This window comes from Gilliamella sp. B3464 (assembly GCF_026536145.1).
Lineage (GTDB): Bacteria > Pseudomonadota > Gammaproteobacteria > Enterobacterales > Orbaceae > Gilliamella.
Genome location: NZ_JAFNOQ010000009.1, coordinates 77,591 through 96,478 on the forward strand (window position 1 = coordinate 77,591; position 18,888 = coordinate 96,478).

At 35.4% G+C, this 18,888-nt stretch carries 11 protein-coding genes and 1 tRNA gene; 7 read left to right on the forward strand and 5 right to left on the reverse strand.

Annotated features, from left to right (window positions below):
- Nucleotides 1-262: 262 nt before the first annotated feature.
- The 3 genes from J3U57_RS10150 to J3U57_RS10160 form a co-directional block, all read right to left on the reverse strand.
- Nucleotides 263-1,651, reverse strand: coding sequence for an MATE family efflux transporter (locus J3U57_RS10150; RefSeq protein WP_267332918.1), 1,389 nt, complete (start codon nucleotides 1,649-1,651; stop codon nucleotides 263-265).
- An 8-nt stretch (nucleotides 1,652-1,659) separates the two neighbouring features.
- Complete coding sequence (rimO, locus tag J3U57_RS10155) at nucleotides 1,660-2,976, reverse strand: 30S ribosomal protein S12 methylthiotransferase RimO (protein ID WP_267344624.1); 1,317 nt, start codon at nucleotides 2,974-2,976, stop codon at nucleotides 1,660-1,662.
- A gap of 400 nt (nucleotides 2,977-3,376) precedes the next feature.
- Nucleotides 3,377-4,303, reverse strand: a complete 927-nt coding sequence (locus J3U57_RS10160) for a siderophore ABC transporter substrate-binding protein (protein ID WP_267358463.1) — start codon at nucleotides 4,301-4,303, stop codon at nucleotides 3,377-3,379.
- A 172-nt stretch (nucleotides 4,304-4,475) separates the two neighbouring features.
- Between J3U57_RS10160 and J3U57_RS10165 the strand changes: the two genes are divergently transcribed.
- Nucleotides 4,476-6,461: a TonB-dependent receptor domain-containing protein gene (locus tag J3U57_RS10165; RefSeq protein WP_267344626.1), complete on the forward strand. Its 1,986-nt coding sequence runs from the start codon at nucleotides 4,476-4,478 to the stop codon at nucleotides 6,459-6,461.
- Nucleotides 6,462-6,587: 126 nt separating this feature from the next.
- On the opposite strand, the gene J3U57_RS10170 is transcribed toward J3U57_RS10165, so the two are convergent.
- The gene (locus J3U57_RS10170; RefSeq protein ID WP_267332914.1) at nucleotides 6,588-7,250 is read right to left on the reverse strand and encodes a DUF7424 family protein; all 663 of its coding nucleotides are present in this window, start codon (nucleotides 7,248-7,250) and stop codon (nucleotides 6,588-6,590) included.
- 789 nt (nucleotides 7,251-8,039) lie between these two features.
- A tRNA-Val gene (locus tag J3U57_RS10175) sits at nucleotides 8,040-8,116 on the reverse strand.
- Between the two features lie 296 nt (nucleotides 8,117-8,412).
- Here J3U57_RS10175 and recQ point away from each other — a divergent pair.
- From recQ to J3U57_RS10205, 6 genes are all read left to right on the forward strand, one after another.
- Complete coding sequence (recQ, locus tag J3U57_RS10180) at nucleotides 8,413-10,242, forward strand: DNA helicase RecQ (protein ID WP_267344628.1); 1,830 nt, start codon at nucleotides 8,413-8,415, stop codon at nucleotides 10,240-10,242.
- A 95-nt stretch (nucleotides 10,243-10,337) separates the two neighbouring features.
- Nucleotides 10,338-11,570, forward strand: coding sequence for a hypothetical protein (locus J3U57_RS10185; protein WP_416379677.1), 1,233 nt, complete (start codon nucleotides 10,338-10,340; stop codon nucleotides 11,568-11,570).
- A gap of 132 nt (nucleotides 11,571-11,702) precedes the next feature.
- Nucleotides 11,703-12,881, forward strand: coding sequence for a M20 family metallopeptidase (locus J3U57_RS10190; protein ID WP_267344632.1), 1,179 nt, complete (start codon nucleotides 11,703-11,705; stop codon nucleotides 12,879-12,881).
- Nucleotides 12,882-13,944: 1,063 nt separating this feature from the next.
- Complete coding sequence (locus tag J3U57_RS10195) at nucleotides 13,945-15,435, forward strand: hypothetical protein (RefSeq protein WP_267344634.1); 1,491 nt, start codon at nucleotides 13,945-13,947, stop codon at nucleotides 15,433-15,435.
- Nucleotides 15,436-16,370: 935 nt separating this feature from the next.
- Nucleotides 16,371-18,497 (forward strand): DNA polymerase III subunit gamma/tau, encoded by a 2,127-nt coding sequence (gene dnaX, locus J3U57_RS10200; protein ID WP_267344636.1) that lies wholly within the window; start codon nucleotides 16,371-16,373, stop codon nucleotides 18,495-18,497.
- Between the two features lie 33 nt (nucleotides 18,498-18,530).
- A complete protein-coding gene (locus J3U57_RS10205) occupies nucleotides 18,531-18,869 on the forward strand; it encodes a YbaB/EbfC family nucleoid-associated protein (protein WP_065633450.1) in 339 nt (112 codons plus the stop codon).
- Nucleotides 18,870-18,888 lie beyond the last annotated feature (19 nt).

The window sequence follows — 18,888 nt, forward strand, 5'->3', positions numbered from 1 at the left end:
ATTTAAATAATTTATTATATTGTTTTTATTTGTTATTTTAATTAAAAGGCTGCAAATTTGGAGGTTTTAAGGGATATTTAAAATAATAATTAATGTCAATAAAATAAATAGCATTTTTATACGTTGATTTTTAATTTATATATGGTCATATAATTAATGATATTGCTATAGTGCCAGATATTTCAAAATCTATATCTAACACTATTTTATACAAATGAATGCTAATAATACTCTGTTATTATTTATAAAAGAGTTTAACTAGTTATCTAGCAGCTCGTTCTAGAATGGTATCGATAGGTTGTCTTTGAATATAAACCATTCTTGCAAGCAATAAAATTGCTGCAACACTCAGGCCTGATATAAATCCTATCCAAAAACCAGCAGCTCCTATTGGTTCGATAATAATATTTGTTAATCCCAAAATATAACCAACGGGTAAGCCGACTACCCAATAAGAAATAAGTGTAATAAAGAAAATACTTTGTGTATCTTTATAACCGCGCAGTACGTTACTTGCAACCACCTGTAAATAATCAGAGACTTGATAGATAGCCAATAAAATAATTAATTGCATGCAGATAGAAATAACAGTGCTTTCGGTGGTGAAAACTTCAATTATTGGTGATTTAAATATTACTAATATCAGTGCCACAATAATTGCTAACATTAATGATATTGTTAAACTGATATAAGCGCTTTGCTTAGCTAAAATTGGCTTGCTTTTACCCAATAAAAAACCGACACGAATACTTGTTGCGACACCTAATGATAGGGGAATAGCAAATGTTAAACTACTGATGGTAAAAATAATTTGGTGGGCAGCAACGGTTGTTTGACCTAATGGCGCTATCAATAATGCAACAACTGCAAACAAACTGACTTCGAAAAAGTAGGCTAATGCTAAAGGTGTACCAAGAACAATAATATTTTTGATGATTGAAAAATCAAATAGTTTAACCATTGGTGTTTTGCGTACATCTTGCTGACTTGAGGTGGTTAATGTGTATAGTCTAATTAATGCGAACATTAACCAAAAAATAATTGCGGCAGTGATACCGCAACCTACACCGCCAAAAGCTGGTAACCCTAATTTACCATATATTAATATGTAATTAATGGGAATATTGGCAAGTAATGCAATAAATATAATTACCATTGCTGGTTTAGTATTTGATAACCCTTCACATTGATTACGGTAAACAAAAAAGAGTAAAAAAGCCGGTACTCCCCACATAATTGCACGTAAAAACGATACCGCTACATTAACCATTTCTGGATCGATAGGATGATCAGTTGAACTTCTCAATGTAATTAATTTATCGGAATGATAGAGAAAAAGCATCATGATTATCGACAAAAATAACGCAATAATTACACCTTGACGGGTATGAATTGCAATTTGATCGCGTTTAGCCGCGCCATTTAAATTAGCGATAATCGGTGTTAAAACTGTCAGTAATCCTTGACCAAATAAAATTGTTGGTAGCCAAATGGAAACCGCAATCGCTACACCAGAAAGTGCAGTAGCACTATAATTGCCGGCCATAATGGTATCAACAAAGGTGATAGCTGTTTGCGATATTTGGGCAATCAATACCGGAACTGCTAATTTTATAATATTTTTAATCTCTAACCGATAATGTAGTTTCATTGTTATTATTACTGTTTAACAGTTCCCCATAAATCATATTCGTCTGAATGTTCAATATTAACTTGAACTATATCGCCAACTTTAACACTGTTTTCTTCATTTAGGTAAACAACACCATCAATTTCTGGTGCATCTGCCATACTACGGCCAATTGCGCCTTCTTCATCTACTTCGTCTATGATGACCGATAATGTTTTCCCAATTTTATCTTGTAATTTTTGGGTAGAAATCATTTGTTGTAGTTGCATAAAACGATCATAACGTTGTTGTTTGATTTCGTCAGGAATTTGATTTGGTAGCGCATTCGCTGCTGCACCTTCAACAGGACTGTAAGTAAAACAGCCAACACGATCTAATTGTGCTTGCGATAAAAAGTCGAGTAATAGTTCAAAATCTTGTTCGGTTTCGCCAGGATAGCCGACAATAAAGGTTGAACGTAGGGTGATTTCAGGACAAATATTTCGCCATTTTTCAATTCGTTCAAGAGTACGTTCAATGGTGCCCGGTCGTTTCATTGATTTCAGCACTGATGGGCTGGCATGCTGTAAAGGTACATCTAAATAAGGAAGAATTTTACCTTCAGCCATTAATGGAATCAATTCATCAACACTCGGGTAGGGATACATATAGTGTAACCTTACCCAAATACCGAGACTCGCTAATTGTTCACAAAGCGTTTTGATATCGGTTTTTAGTGGCATACCATTCCAGAAATCGGTACGATTTTTAATATCAATACCATAGGCTGATGTATCTTGTGCAATCACTAATAATTCTTTAACACCACTGTCGGCTAAGCGTTTAGCTTCATCAAGCACATTACCAATCGGGCGACTGACCATCTCGCCTCGAAGTGATGGAATAATACAAAATGTACAGTTATGATTACAACCTTCAGAAATTTTTAAATAAGCATAATGCTTTGGTGTTAATTTAACACCTTGTTGTGGCACTAAACTTGTAAAGGGATTATAAGCTGGTTTAGGCGCGTATTTGTTTACATGAGTCAGCACAGATTCGTAGCTATGTGGACCTGATATTTCAAGCACTTTAGGATGAACAGAACGAATCTGATCTTCTTTGGCGCCAAGGCAGCCAGTGACAATGACTTTTCCATTTTCGTTTAATGCTTCACCGATAGCTTCAAGCGATTCTTGTACAGCACTATCAATAAAACCACAGGTATTAACAATAACTAAATCAGCATTATCATAACTTGGTACAACCTGATAACCTTGAGTACGTAACTCAGTTAAAATTCGCTCTGAGTCAACAAGGTTTTTAGGACAACCAAGGCTCACAAATCCAATAGTAGGGGATGACATATTCATATTTTTATAGTGTGTTTATTAATTAGAGGTATATTTGAGAATTTTATCAGTCAATTAGTTTAATTTTGTAGCTAATAATAAAAAAACGGGTGCATTTTACCATATTTCATCTTAGTTGATATAAAGAATTTCTCATTGCGTATAAACATTCTTAGCATCAATGTATTAATAGATGGTTATTCTACGTTAAAATAAGTTTCTTATGCTTTAATGGGGTTAATTTGAATTTTAAGTAAACTGTTTTTTGAATTGAGTTATTAAAATTAGAATAGCTAAAAAGTAGCTAATTATTCCTCGTATTTTAATTTATTATGGTTGATTTATCTAATTAAAAAAAGAGCCGTTATTTGACAATAACAGCTCATAAATAGGAAGTTAAAAATTTAATAATAATTTATTTTAGTGAATTTACCACTTCATCAATTTGACGATCCAAACTTTCTGCACCGCCGCCAGATAAGTACCAAAGATCAGGCGTTAAATATATCACCTGTGTTTTAGCCTTTTTCAATACTTTTGAGTCAAAGTAACTTTCACTCATGCCTTCTTTACCAATCGCTTTACTGCGATCAACGATATAGATAACATCAGGTTTTACTGTGCTTATGTAATGATTATCAATAAATACCGGTTTAGGTTTGTCGTTATTATTGCTAGATTTAACATCGACGGGTACTGCCCGTTTAACTTTTAGTACATCATGTATTAAAGCTGCACTTAAGCTAGTATTTATAAGGATCATTTTTCCATCATTATGAATTGCTACAATCGCTTTTTTATGGCTTGCTAAAGCAATTGATTGTGCATCATTTACCTTTTTTTCAAGCGATTGAATCAAATTAGTAGCTTTAGTTTCTGTTCCGGTAATACTTGCCAACACATTAATATGATCTTTTGTTGATTGAATATAGTTTTTAGCATCAACACTTAGATTAATAACAGGCGCAATTTTAGTTAACTCAGACGCACGACTAGCTTGACGACCATCAATAATAATTAAATCAGGTTTAACTTGTTTAATCGCCTCTAAATCAGGTTCTTTCATATTACCTGTATCTTTAATATTGGTTTTTTTATACTGATTTAAGTAGGTTGGAATTACTGATTGTGGTGCGCCAACAACGATAGAACCTTTGCCTAATGCATCTAAGGTGTCTAAGGCTCCATAATTCATCACGACAACTTTATGTGGTAATTTGGGAACCGTTACTGTTTGATTATCGGCTGTTACTATCATCGTATTTGATGATTGGCAACCGGTTAGTCCTAATGTCGCGGCAATAAGGCTAATTAGTAACCATTTTTTATTTCTCTTCATCATAATTTCTCGCATTATGTTTATGTGTAAATGAGAACTATTATTATTTAATAAGTTAAAATTGTCTAGTATTAAATAATTTTTCGAAAAGATATTGATAATTGTTCTCATATACTGTAGTGTTCACATTCCACTTGAAATAAAAATATCATTATTAATAATAGGGTTATACATCATGGCTTTCAAAAAGAAACTTAAACTTGCAAAACATGCAATCAATTCAGGTATTTTAATATCATTATCAACCTCGGCTTTGGCAGCAACTAATTCTGATACTGATACTATGGTTGTAACCGCTTCGGGGTTTTCTCAACAAGTTAAAGAAGCGCCAGCAACAATTTCGGTTATCACGCCCGAAGAAATTGATAATAAACCTTACCGTGATGTCACTGACGCTTTAAAAGATATTCCAGGTGTAACTATTTCAGGTGGCGGTGATGCTACAGATATCAGTATTCGTGGTATGGATGCAAAATATACAATGATTTTGGTTGATGGTAAAAAAGTCAGCACTCGTGAAACGCGGCCTAATGGTGATAATTCTGGATTTGAGCAAGGTTGGCTGCCGCCATTGACTGCTATTGAACGTATTGAGGTGGTGCGTGGGCCTATGTCATCACTGTATGGTTCTGATGCGATGGGTGGGGTCATTAATATTATTACTAAAAAAGTGTCAGATAAATGGCATACAGGTTTACGTTTAGAGTCGGTTATCCCTTATCGTTCCAAAGAAAAAGATACTTATATTGGCAGCTTTTCAACAATGGGTCCTATTATTGATGATATATTAGGTATTCAACTTTATGGTCAATACTCTAATCGCCATGAGGATGAGATTGTTAATGGGCATGCCGAACAAAAATTGCGCAGTATAAATGGTAAATTGTCATTAAATGCAACCGATACTCAAAAATTTGATTTAGATTTTGGACATGCGTTACAAAATAGTAAAGCAACAATTGGTAAAACAAGAGTACCTAGACAAAAAACAGATTTTCTTCGAGATGATCATCATAATTCGTTTGGGTTGACACATAATGGAATATTTGGCGATGTCACAACTACTTCTTATGTTTCTCATGAAGAAAATAATAACAAAAAACGCAACATGAAGATACGAAATACCGATATCGACAGCCGTGTTACCATTCCATTTAGTGTTAATATTTTAACAATAGGTGGTAAATATAATTATCAAGAGTTACATGATAAAGAAAATAAAATTGATAGTGATGTATCTAAAATTGATCGTTGGAATTATGCTTTATTTGCAGAAGATGAGATCCATTTATTAGACAATTGGAGTTTAACCGCTGGTTTACGTTATAACAAAGATGAAAATTATGGTAGTAACTGGAATCCAAGATTATATAGCGTTTGGAATATTGATGATAACTTTACATTAAAAGGTGGTTATTCAACTGGCTTTGCGACTCCACAATTACGTCAAGTTGTTTCAGATTGGGGGCAGCCAACGGGAGGAAATCAATTAAATGGTGTTATTTTGGGTAATCCAGATCTAAAACCTGAAAAATCTGATAATTACGAAATAAGTATTGGCTATACAAATGATTATGGAATGGATGCAACCGCAACCGCCTTCTACACTAGGTATAAGGATAAAATAGTATCTTATACAATTTGTGAAGGAAAAAGTGACAGTGGCGTATGTACAGTTCCCGGTTATAGTAAAAAATTTGATCTAGTAAAAGCGCAAGATAATGTCGATAAAGCGGACTTGAAAGGTCTTGAACTTTCATTTAAAACTCCTTTATTCACTAATTTTTTATTGAGTTCTAATTATTCTTGGACTAAGACTGAGCAAAAAAGTGGGATCGATAAGGGTAAGGCTCTAAATCGTACACCTAAACAGAAGTTTAATACACAACTTGATTGGTATGTGGCCCATGATTGGGATTTATGGGCTAAAATGGCTTATTATGGTCAAGAGAGTGGAACAAAAAGAAATAGTAACAAAACTGAATATGTCACTTATGCAGGCTATACTTTCTGGGATGTTGGTGCATCTTATAAAATCCATAAACAAGCAAAATTATATGCTGGTATTTATAACTTGTTTGATAAAGACGTAAGCAACGATGATTTTGGTAAAACGTTAGAAGGTCGACGTTATTTTGTTGGTACTGAGATTAATTTCTAAATGAAACAAACAATCTCTCGATTATTTTTCTAAGATGATTTTTATATAAAAAGGGCGGGTTAAAGCGCCCTTTTTTAATTATGTAAGTATCATAAAGACATATAATATGCATTTAACAATATTATTTTACTGAAATTTAGCGATTTCAGTTATGCCTTGTTTATTATTTGAATCTGTAGTCGGGTTTAACAGTATTTGGGTAGAAACATCACTCAGTGTTATTGTTACCTTAGCATTTGGTGTTAAAGAGAACTCTGCCGCATCGTATGGGCTATTATTGATAAAAGCTTTTGTTACAGAAATTTTATCGATAGACTTATCGGTGTCATTGATAAGTGAAATTGAAATTTTAAAATCAATATTTGACATGGCTTTTTTCTTATATTGAATTAATTTTTTTGTGAACTCGGGGTTAGTTATAGCATATATTCCTTTATCATGTTTAACCGTTAGGATATCTGCTTGTTTTAAAAGTTCAGTGTCTGATATGTCTTGACCAACTAAAATAGGAATTTCAAATGATGCATATGATTTCATTTTTTGAGTATAACACTCTTTATATTCAACTGATTTGAATAGTTGGGCTATCTCTTTTTTAGCTGTAATGAGTGACGATGATTCACTTCTGGAGTCTTTATAATCTGAGCAGGCAGGGACTTCTAATGTTAAGTTTCCCTTAACAAAAGATGGTTTAGCATCAAGCTGTGAAATTGTCACGGTTGTTTCAACATTAGCATCACAACCTAATAGCATTGCAGAAATAAATGATATTAATAAAATTTTTTTCATTGTATTTTCCTATTAAAGTGTTTAATTACTTAGATCATATCAGTAAAAATTTATTTAACCATGGTTAATTCAAAATACAGTCAAAAAAATTTAATTTATTATTTATCAAAATTTTTTATGACTTGAATGATGCTGTTAACTCTGTTTTATCCTGATAGGCTAGCCAATCGAACGTTTAAAATAAAGAATATGTCATACCGTTCCTATAATTAATCGAAATTTGACATCAACTAAGACAATCATTAGTTAACTAACTTATCAGATATGAATTTAATAATAATAAATATTAAATCAAAAAATGATGATGGGAAATAACAGGCACAATATGGTGTTATTAAGAGCATAGCCTTTCTCGTATTTTGTACGTGTGAAAAAGTGAATATCATCCAACAATAAAGTAAGTTAAGATAATTTGTTGTAACAATTGCGATTTTGATCGCTTTTTTTTTATTCTCGTGTTTAGAAGTTATTCTATATGCAATAATTATCTTGATTTTTAAGTATAATAATCAATTGAATAATTGTATATATTCAAAATAAGCTATAGCCCACGTTTGTAAATGGTATTGTGTTGTTAATTGTTATCATGTTACAAGCAAACGGTCTTTTATTAACAATAAACGAATTTTGCAATGGTGAAATTTGAAGTGCGGCGGTGGAAAGTGTATAATAATAGATTTGCTAAAAAATGGTATGGGTTTTACCCCAGCTTTACCCCGATTTAACCCCTTTAATAGAATTGAGATGAACATTAATTCTTGCGGAGTCTTTTCGGATAAGGACTTGAATTGGTACGCCCGGGTGGACTCGAACCACTGACCCCCACCATGTCAAGGTGATGCTCTAACCAACTGAGCTACGGGCGTATATGTTGAAACACGCAAATATTAGCTGTGAAATCGATTTGTATCAAGTAAAAAAATTAAAAATAGCCTGTTTTTTAATCTGTTGAACGATTGTGGTTATAGAATAACCGAATCCGTTGTTTTTATGATCAAGATAAGGGTTGTAAAATAGATTTATTTTTATCATTATTACAATTTAAAAAACAGTTTTAGTTTTTTTTCTCGAATTGTAAATAAATGTAAATTTTCTGTGGTTTGTTTAGTCTTATTTAGCTATACTCCATGGAATAATTAAGGAGCTATTTGTTTTGGTTAACATGTCGATAAAAGATCAGATAGAGGATGTTTTACATAATATTTTTGGATATAAATCATTCAGAAATCAACAAAAAGAAATTATTGAATCAATTATCGATGGTCGAGATACCTTAACAATTATTCCTACCGGTGGTGGTAAATCGTTATGTTACCAAATACCCGCCGTATTATTGCCAAGTACCGCTTTGGTCATTTCACCGTTAATTTCTTTAATGAAAGATCAGGTTGATCAACTTATTGCCAACGGTATTTCGGCAGCATATCTAAATGCAACTCAATCATCAGATGAACAGCAAGCCGTTATTGAACAATATTTATCACACTCGATAAAATTGCTTTATATTTCACCGGAAAGACTTGCTGTATCATCATTTTCTACCATGATTGAAAAACATCCCCCTTCATTAATTGCCATAGATGAAGCACACTGTATTTCACAATGGGGCCATGATTTTCGCCCTGATTATCGCCAATTAGGGCAGCTTTCTGCGCGTTTTCCTGATATTCCTTTGGTTGCACTGACTGCAACAGCGGATAAGATGACTCAGACGGATATTATTCATCAATTAAAACTAGTGGATCCTTTAGTTGTCGTGCGTAGTTTTGATCGTCCCAATATCCGTTATACCGTAGTGGATAAATTTAATTTAACCGAGCAAGTGGTCTCTTTTATTGAAACACAAAAAGGCAATAGTGGCATAATTTATTGTTCAAGTCGTTCTAAAGTTGAAGATATGGCGACAAGGCTTGCTGCACGTGGTTTTTCTGTTATAGCTTATCATGCTGGTTTAACCAACAGCGAACGTTTACAGGCACAAGAATCTTTTTTAAAAGATAATGTACAAATTATTGTTGCAACAGTTGCATTTGGTATGGGAATTAATAAACCGAATATTCGATTTGTTATCCATGCAGATTGCCCAAGAACAATTGAAGCTTATTATCAAGAAACGGGACGAGCAGGGCGAGATGGCGTACCTGCCGAAGCAATATTACTTTTTAATGGCAAAGATTTAAATTGGTATCATCGACAAATTGCTGACAAAATGGATGGTAAGCATAAAGAGGTCGAGCAACATAAAGTTAATGCTATGGAATCATTCGCTCAAAGCTTAACTTGTCGGCGAATCGTATTGCTTAATTATTTTGGTGAAAATCACAGTGAGCCTTGTAATAACTGTGACATCTGTCTGTATCCACCAGAAATGTACGATGGTTTAATTGATGCGCAAAAAGTTTTATCGTGTGTTTATCGAGTTGAGCAACGTTATGGCGCGCAATATATTTCTGATGTATTACGAGGATCAGCTCGCTCGCAAATAAAAGAAAACGGACATGACAAATTGTCTGTTTATGGAATTGGGAAACAGCATTCAACAGATTATTGGTTAAGTGTCATTAGACAATTAATTTATTTAGGTTACTTAAGTCAAAATATTTCAACTTTTACAACGTTACAACTGACTCAAGAGGCACGAAAAATTTTAAGAGGTGAGATTAGCTTATCATTAGCTAAACCTCGACTAGAGATTGTGAAGAAGAGTCGCTTAAATCGATATGCTAGAGCAATTAACTTAACTACCATTTTGTCTTATGAAGAGCGTATTTTATTTAATAATCTAAAACGATTACGTAAAGATATTGCAGATGTTGAAGATATTGCACCATATGTCATATTTAGCGATGCGACCTTATTAGAAATGGTGCAAACTATGCCAGAAAGCAAAAAACAACTACTTAACGTTACAGGTGTAGGTAAAATTAAATTAGAGAAATATGGCAATTTATTTTTAGATGAAATTAACGATTTCATGATAAAAAATATATAACATCATAAATAATTAACTATAATAGCGTCTCTTAAGAAAACAAATTTATTAAAAAAAGATAAAAAATGGAGCTTTTTATGTCACCGATGAATGACATGCCACAAATGTTAGCGCTCGTATTATTGTTAATTATTTTATATCTTGGCGATATTGTTTCAACCCGAACCAAAGCTTGGATCCCCTCTGTATTTATTTGTGCTGTACTTTTCTTACTTGGTTATTGGACGTTTTTCCCAAAAGATATCGTCGCTCGTGCGGGTATCCCAACTGTCGTTGCTGTAATGTTTATGTATTTACTGATCGTTAATATGGGCACACTATTATCGGTTAAGGAACTATTACTACAGTGGAAAACTATTTTAATTTCGCTGGCAGGAATTGTGGGGATCATTATTATTGCAATAATAGTGGGCTATCTATTCTTTGACTTTAATACCGTTGTTGTGGCGATTCCGCCTCTAGTTGGCGGCATTGTATCGGCCATTATTATGGCGAAAGGTGCAACCGATGCTGGATTACCTGATCTCGCTGTATTTGCCATTATTATCTATGTGATGCAAGGCTTTATTGGTTATCCGCTTACCTCAATCATGCTTAAACGAGAAGGGCGACGAGTGCTAAGCCAGTATCATGCAGGTACTTGGAATGCCAATAACGATCCAAAGTCATCGATTGACAAACAATCAGTGGTCGCAGATGATGAAAATCCGATGCCACGCATGTTTGCTAAAATTCCTTCCAGCTATAATTCATCTTATTTCATTTTTTTACGTATCGCAATTATTGGGCTTTTAGCTTACTCTGTCTCTGAAATTTTAAAGCCAATTGTCAGTGTTAGCCCATTTGTCTTATGTTTACTATTTGGTGTTATTGCGGCATCGTGTGGCTTCTTAGAACGTCATCCACTCAAAAAAGCAGGTGGATTTGGTTTAGCGGTGATGGGATTAATGCTCTTTATTTTTGATACCTTAAGTAAAGCAACGCCTGAAATGCTAGTTCGATTAATTACACCACTTATCATCTTTATTTTATCTGCGGTGGTTGGCATGTTTATCTTTTCGGTGATTGTGGGTAAAGTTTTAAAAGTGAGTAAAGAGATGGCGTTTTCTATCGCACTGACCGCCTTATATGGTTTTCCTGCCGATTATATTATTACCAATGAAGTGATCAACAATTTAACTAAAGATCAGAAAGAAAAAGAGGTGCTGACTAGCCATATGCTACCCCCGATGCTGATTGGTGGATTTATTTCAGTCACAATCGTATCTGTGGTGCTTGCAGGTATCATGGTTAACATGATTGTTGCACCATCAGCGGTTACGCCCTAGTGACAGATAAAATGGTGTTGATTGGCTAAAGTAACCGACACAATTAAAAAAAGTAATGACATAAATAAGGATTAGATGATTGCATATCTAATCCTAAAAAATAGAATACATTGAAATATTAAAGGTAGTATCATGATAAATCCAGATATCAAAAAACTCGTTCAACAAAATATTGATGAAATGATTGCTTTTCGTCGAGACCTACATCGACATCCTGAATTACCATGGGAAGAGTTTAGAACCACCGACAAAATAGCTGAACAACTTGATAAAATCGGTATTCCTTACCGCCGGACTAAACCAACAGGCATTATTGCTGATATCCAAGGTGGTAAACCCGGTAAAAGAATCTTACTGAGAGCAGATATCGATGCATTACCGGTGCAAGAATTAAGTACCAACATCGATTATAAATCAACAATTGATGGCAAAATGCATGCTTGTGGTCATGATACCCATGCTTCTATGCTACTGACTGCGGCTAAAGCACTTTATGCTATTCGCGATCAGCTAAAAGGTAATGTGAGATTAGTGTTTCAACCGGCGGAAGAAATCGCCCAAGGTGCAAAAGGCATGATTAAACAGGGTGTGCTTGAAGATGTCGATAGCGCTTTTGGCATGCATATTTGGTCACAAACACCTGTAGGGAAAGTATCTTGTGTGGTCGGTTCTAGTTTTGCTTCGGCAGATTTATTAACTGTTCGTTTTAAAGGTAAAGGTGGACATGGATCTATGCCACATGACACTGTTGATGCCGTTATGGTCGCATCTTCATTTGTAATGAATATACAATCTATTGTCTCGCGTGAGGTATCTCCCCTTGATCCAGCTGTAGTCACCATTGGCAAAATGGATGTTGGTACTCGTTTTAATGTGATTGCCGAAAATGCGGTATTAGAGGGCACTGTACGCTGTTTTAATGTTGCTGTACGTGACAAAATTGAAGCAGCAATTCGTCGATATGCTAACCAAGTTGCTGCTATGTACCGAGCTACGGCCGAAGTTGAATATATTTACGGTACACTTCCCGTGATTAATGATAAAGAGAGTGCCTTATTAGCACAAAAAGTTATTGTCGAATCGTTTGGTGAACAAACCCTTTATTTTGAACCGCCGACAACTGGTGGTGAAGATTTTAGTTACTATACAGAAAACATTCCAGGCGCTTTTGCCTTGGTGGGTTCCGGTAATTCTGAAAAAGACACGCAATGGCCACATCATCATGGTTGCTTTAATGTTGACGAAGATGGTATGACCTTAGGTGCAGAATTTTATGCACAATATGCTTGGGCTTATTTAAATCAAAACTAAACGCCAAAAACTTGAATAAAAAGTTGATTTAGGCGGATACTCTGCCGAGCCAAATGGCTTGGCAGCGTGATAATTCAACATATCAATTAACCTAAACTATTTCACAACTGCTGACAAATAGATCATTTAACAAATTAAATTTTGATAAAAAGCTTAAGGAAATATGTACGTTTTAGCATAAAAACTTTGCTTGAATTCAACTACTAAGTATGAATTCAGCCTAAAAAAGGCTTCACAGGGTGTTTTATACTTAAGTTTTTTTCTTGGGCGATTACTTAATTCCAATCGAGATGTTCATTTCCAATATAAATTTTGCCGAGTGAGGGAATTGGCCTAGAACATTCAGAATACTGAATAAGGCGAGGGCATACACGAGCTACGATTCTCGCTGGTTTGTTAATGTGAAACGAAAGCAGTAAAGCTGTGACCAGTATTCGAGCGGTTGTGGGGACAAATTTTTTATGGAACAAATTTGAAGATTAGTACATAGCGATAATAGCCTCGAAGAAGCGTGCAAAAATGGGCGATACGAGTAATTTGGGGAAGGCTCATAAACCTCCTTTTTTCTCGGTCGTTTTCACCGAAAAGAAAACATCACAAAACGACCAGTGTCCAAAATCTTAACCAATCTAAAATCCAAAAATTCTATTAAGAAATTTAAGAAATAAAAGGGGGGATATATTTTCGAATAAAAAATAATACGATATATTTCAAATATATCTTGCTATTTATTTTACATTTCCTTACAAATAATTCGGCTGAATGAGTGGCTTTTTTTTATTATCCCCTTATAATTAAAACGATTAAGGCTTAATTTATAGCCGTTTAGCATAAAAAAACCTAAATAAAATAAAAGATTAGTTGACGGATGGAACGCCATGCAGTATAATTATAGACACCAGACACCAGACACCAGCGCTGGCAAAATAATGTTTTAAAAACTCAGCAATCTCTCTTTAGGCTGAAATTTAATTCAATTCTTACTTCTACTTTTAACTTATTTCATCGAAACAGCGTAAATAATCATTGTTTTTTAGCAATAAGTGTAAACAAAAGATACGCTTTGAGCTCAGCGTTATCCTTAAGCTTAATTAAAGATATAAATTTAAGGTTAATCTTAACTTCACTAGGGGTTTATACTCAAACTCAAGCATCAGGTAGGTTATCTAAACTTGGTTTAGCTTGGATGCCGATGTTATTGTTGTTTTATTGCTCTAATACTCAAGCATTATCGGCAAGTACAACTGAATATATTCATGGTAATCCACCTTATTTAACCTTTGATAATGGGGTAACTAAGGTTACCACTGCAGATGGTTTGTTATGGATTACCCTATCCGACGGTACTCACATTACACCAGCAACCAATACTTCAACCGCAGTCAACCCAATACAGCTGCCGGTAGCCAATCAGAGTTTCGCTGATATTGTTATGTCAATACCTACCAATACCAATTCCATTGCCTTAAGTGCTTTAATTGGTGCACCCTATAATTATTGGGGTGATGAAGATGGTGATGGTCAGGGTACTAATGGTATTACCGCTACCGGTAATTTAAGCGTGCGTATTACCGATAAAAACAATCAAACAATAAGTCGTAGTGCTACTTTAGATATCTGTAATGCGCCTTATAAAGTGGAATTAACCAGTACTAATGGAAGTATAGCTACTCAGTATGGGCTGCCTAATAGTAGTCGTTTTAACAGTGGTACAGCCACTTATTATATCAGTCCTAAAGCCACACCAAAAATCTGTTATGCCAAACCGACTCTGATATATAGTGGCGACATCTACGCCGGCCCCGCTGATATCTGGACTCTGAATAAAGGCTTCCTGGTGCAGTCCACTGAGCCATCAAGTTACAGTCGTAACTTCCCGACTACCGGTGCTAATAATCTGTATTTTGATTTAGACATAGTTGGTGTTAACGGTTCAGCGTTGACATGGCCAACAGTCAGCCAAGGCGGTATTACCGCCACCATGACGCCATCGCCCGATAATGCTAATAACATTCGCGTCACCCTAACTGGTCCGGCGGCAACATCATCGCAACAAAGTTCAGCCACACCTGGTAGCGTCGCTACTCCCATCTTGCCACAGACTTTTGTGATAGAGGGTAAAGATAGTCGTAATAAAACGGTATTAAGCTATGGCTTTGTGTTAAAGCAGTGGTTCGTCAACCGCGGAAAAAAAGGGGATACTGCTGCTAACCACTCATCCTGGTGTCAAAATTTAGGCGGCGGTTACCGCTTGTCACAGGTCAAAGACTTAACTAACGCGGTGTGTTCGGGACGTAGTTCAGACTTTTTTTGCCAAGGAGCAGTGGGCGCCACGCCGTCATCTAATGATAATCATTACCAGCGTAATATCGGTGCAGGTTTTTTCACCGAATGGGGCTACGTGGGTATTTATACCGCTGCCGGCTTCGTTAACACCCCTTACTGGACGAGTGATAGCGACCGTTTCCAGTTGTTCTATGTCAATTCGGACAACGGTGCCGTTCGCAGCTTCGGCTCCAGCCTCAGCGAAAACGGGGTTTGCGCCTATCCTTAGTCCTTAGTTCTTAATCCTTAAGTCGCGGGCGTTTAATAAGGAGTAATAAAGGTTAAGCAACAACAGGACGGTTTTAGCGGCAGGGCAACCCGAGCCGATAGCATCGGCAAGCAAAAATGAACGATACGAGTAATTTGGGGGAGGGCACATAAACCCCTCTTTACTCGGGCGTTTTTACAAAAAAGAAAACATCACAAAACGACCAACGTCCAAAGTCTTAACCAATCTAAAATCCAAAAATTCTATTAAGAAATTTAAGAAACAAATTTGATTAATAAATGAAAATAATGACTGCCAAAAAGTTTAAGGAACCCTATGCGTTTAAACATAAAAAACAATCAATATTTAATTGGTTAAAATATTTTTTAAAAATTATTGAGGAGTCTATACAGTTTCATTTTACAAAAAAACTTGAATTCAAGTAACCCAATTGCTACCCCTTTTTTTCAAGTTAATTTAAAATTTAATAAAATCAAAACATTAAAAAATCATCAAAAAAAGGGTTTAAACCCCCAAAAATACCATTTACCTTTACACTAACAACGATTATAGTATCTCACGATCTAGCTCCCAGCCGTATAGGTTGCTTAGAAATAGGCGATCCTTCCGCCTGGCGTGTAAATATCGCTCCCAGCCGTATAGGTTGCTTAGAAACGCCCTCTAAATATTTTTCAAACAGCCACTTGGCTCACAGCCGTAAAGGTTGCTTAGAAATTTACCAGCACCAAGAGCACCTGTAACTATATGCCCACAGCCGTATAGGTTGTTAAATAAACTTTACATCCAAAAATTCCTGACATGAAGTTTAAGGAAAGGTATGCATTTTAGTATAAAACATTGTTGAATATTAAATCGGTTATCGGCATAGTAAAGACTAATTTGACACATTATGATATGATAATTGGCAATTTCATTAGCAATTAGTAATGGTGATTATGAGTTATCAAGTTCTGGCACGTAAGTGGCGACCAAAATCATTTTCTGAAGTGGTTGGACAGCAGCATGTTTTAAAAATTTTGTCGAATGCGCTTTCACTTGGGCGCGTGCACCATGCTTATTTGTTTTCGGGTACTCGCGGCGTTGGGAAAACGTCTATCGCACGTTTACTCGCTAAAGGTTTAAATTGCGAAACAGGTATAACTGCAACGCCTTGCGGTGTTTGTGATAATTGTCGCGATATTGAACAAGGTCGCTTTGTTGATTTGCTTGAGATCGATGCTGCATCAAGGACTAAGGTCGAAGATACGCGTGAAATTTTAGATAATATTCAATATTTGCCAACTAAAGGACGATTCAAAGTTTACCTAATTGATGAAGTCCATATGCTTTCACGTAGTAGTTTTAATGCTTTGTTAAAAACATTAGAAGAACCACCAGAACATGTAAAATTTTTATTAGCTACAACCGATCCACAAAAATTACCGATTACGATTTTATCTCGTTGTTTGCATTTGCATTTAAATGTACTTGATACCTCGTTAATTGCCGAACAGTTATCACACATTTTACAACTCGAACAGATCGAAAGTGATAGTAAAGCGATACAGTTATTGGCCAAAGCAGCTAACGGTAGTATGCGTGATGGGTTAAGTCTTACTGACCAAGCGATTGCTTTAGGCAATGGTAAAGTCGAAGCTGAGTCAGTTGCCATGATGCTAGGCACGTTAGATAAATCAATACCATTTTCACTAGTAGAGTCGCTTTATCACGGGGATGGTAATGCTTTAATGCAGCAAATTAATGTTGCTGCGACGCAAGGTGTTGATTGGGATAATCTACTTGCTGATAGCATTGCACTTTTACATCAAATAGCATTACTACAAGTCGTTCCTACTGCACTGGGGGATTACAGTGACAATGAAGATCGCATACGCTTTTTAGCACAATATATGGCGCCAAATGATATCCAGTTGTTTTATCAAATTTTGTTGATGGGTAGAAAAGAACTTGCTTATGCACCTGATAAAAAAGTTGGTGTTGAAATGAGCTTTCTACGCGCGTTAGCCTTTATCCCTAAAACAAATGAGGCAGTTAAACCGCCTAAACAGCAAGCTAAAGTCGCTGAGCAATCACCAAAAATGGCGGATAGCAAACCACCAGTCCCGCCAATGGTATCAAGTCAGCAAAATGAGCAACGTATTGAACCGAAGTCAAACTTATCAAGACCTTCAGTTAATTTGTCTAATGCTAAAGAACAACCAAAGTTGGAACCAATAAGGTCAACGACAACAGAAAAGATTGAAGCTGAACAAACGATAACAGAAGATGTAAAGGATAATGTTGCACAATCAGACTTAGTTATCCCTGATGAAGCATCCTCGATTACTAAAAATATTTTAGAAATGAGAATGCAATTAATCAAAGAGGAGCAAAATACAAAAAAGTCTGAATCAGTGGCTGGAAAAGAGCAGTCACAAAATGGCGAGGAGCACTCCTCATTAGCGCGTATAAAAAACATTTTGCCATTAACTAACGAGAAAGAGAAAAATACTGAACTAGATAGCCATACAATTAATGATAATGACGAAGAAGAGATTACTGCTGAAAATTATCAATGGCAATCCTATGGTCTGGTTGAAACTAAAGATGATATGGTTATCGATACAAAGGCTTTTCGAGAATCATTAAATGGTGATAAAACACCAGAAATGACTCAAAAACTTATTGGTGAAATGGCTCAAAAAGATAAATGGTGTGCAGAGATCGAACAACTAGAATTGGCTCCGTTAATTAAACAAATAGCAATAAATTCATTTTTAGAACAAGTTGATGAAAATAATGTTGTCTTACATATGCGCTCGTCAGTTAAACATCTGATCAATTCATCTGTTAATACTAACAAATTAGAAAAAGCATTATCTAACCATCGACAACAATTAGTAAAACTCAAGGTAATGATTGATGATAATCAAGAAAATAAAACGCCTTTAGAAATGCGCGAAGATTTATATCAACAAAAGTTAGAACAGGCTAAGCAGATCATCAAACGAGATACTAAAATTGAGATGATTTGCCAATATTTTGAAGCGAAGATTGATGAAGCGAGTATTCGTCCTGTATAATTGACAGCTAAATGTTTTAAAAGAGGAATAAATATGTTTTCAGGTGGAAAAGGTGGTTTGGGTAATTTGATGAAACAAGCCCAACAAATGCAAGCAAAAATGCAGCAAGCTCAGGAAGAGATCGCTAAATTGGAAGTGACCGGTGAATCAGGTGCTGGAATGGTTAAAATCACAGTCAATGGAGCACATAGCTGCAAACGCGTTGAAATCGACCCATCAATGTTAACAGAAGATGATAAAGAGATGTTAGAAGATCTTATTGCTGCAGCTTATAACGATGCTACTCGTCGTTTAGACGAGGCGCAAAAAGAGCGAATGGCACAAGTTACCGGTGGCATGCAATTACCACCAGGCTTTAAAATGCCATTTTAATGATTGCCGTTGAATATTG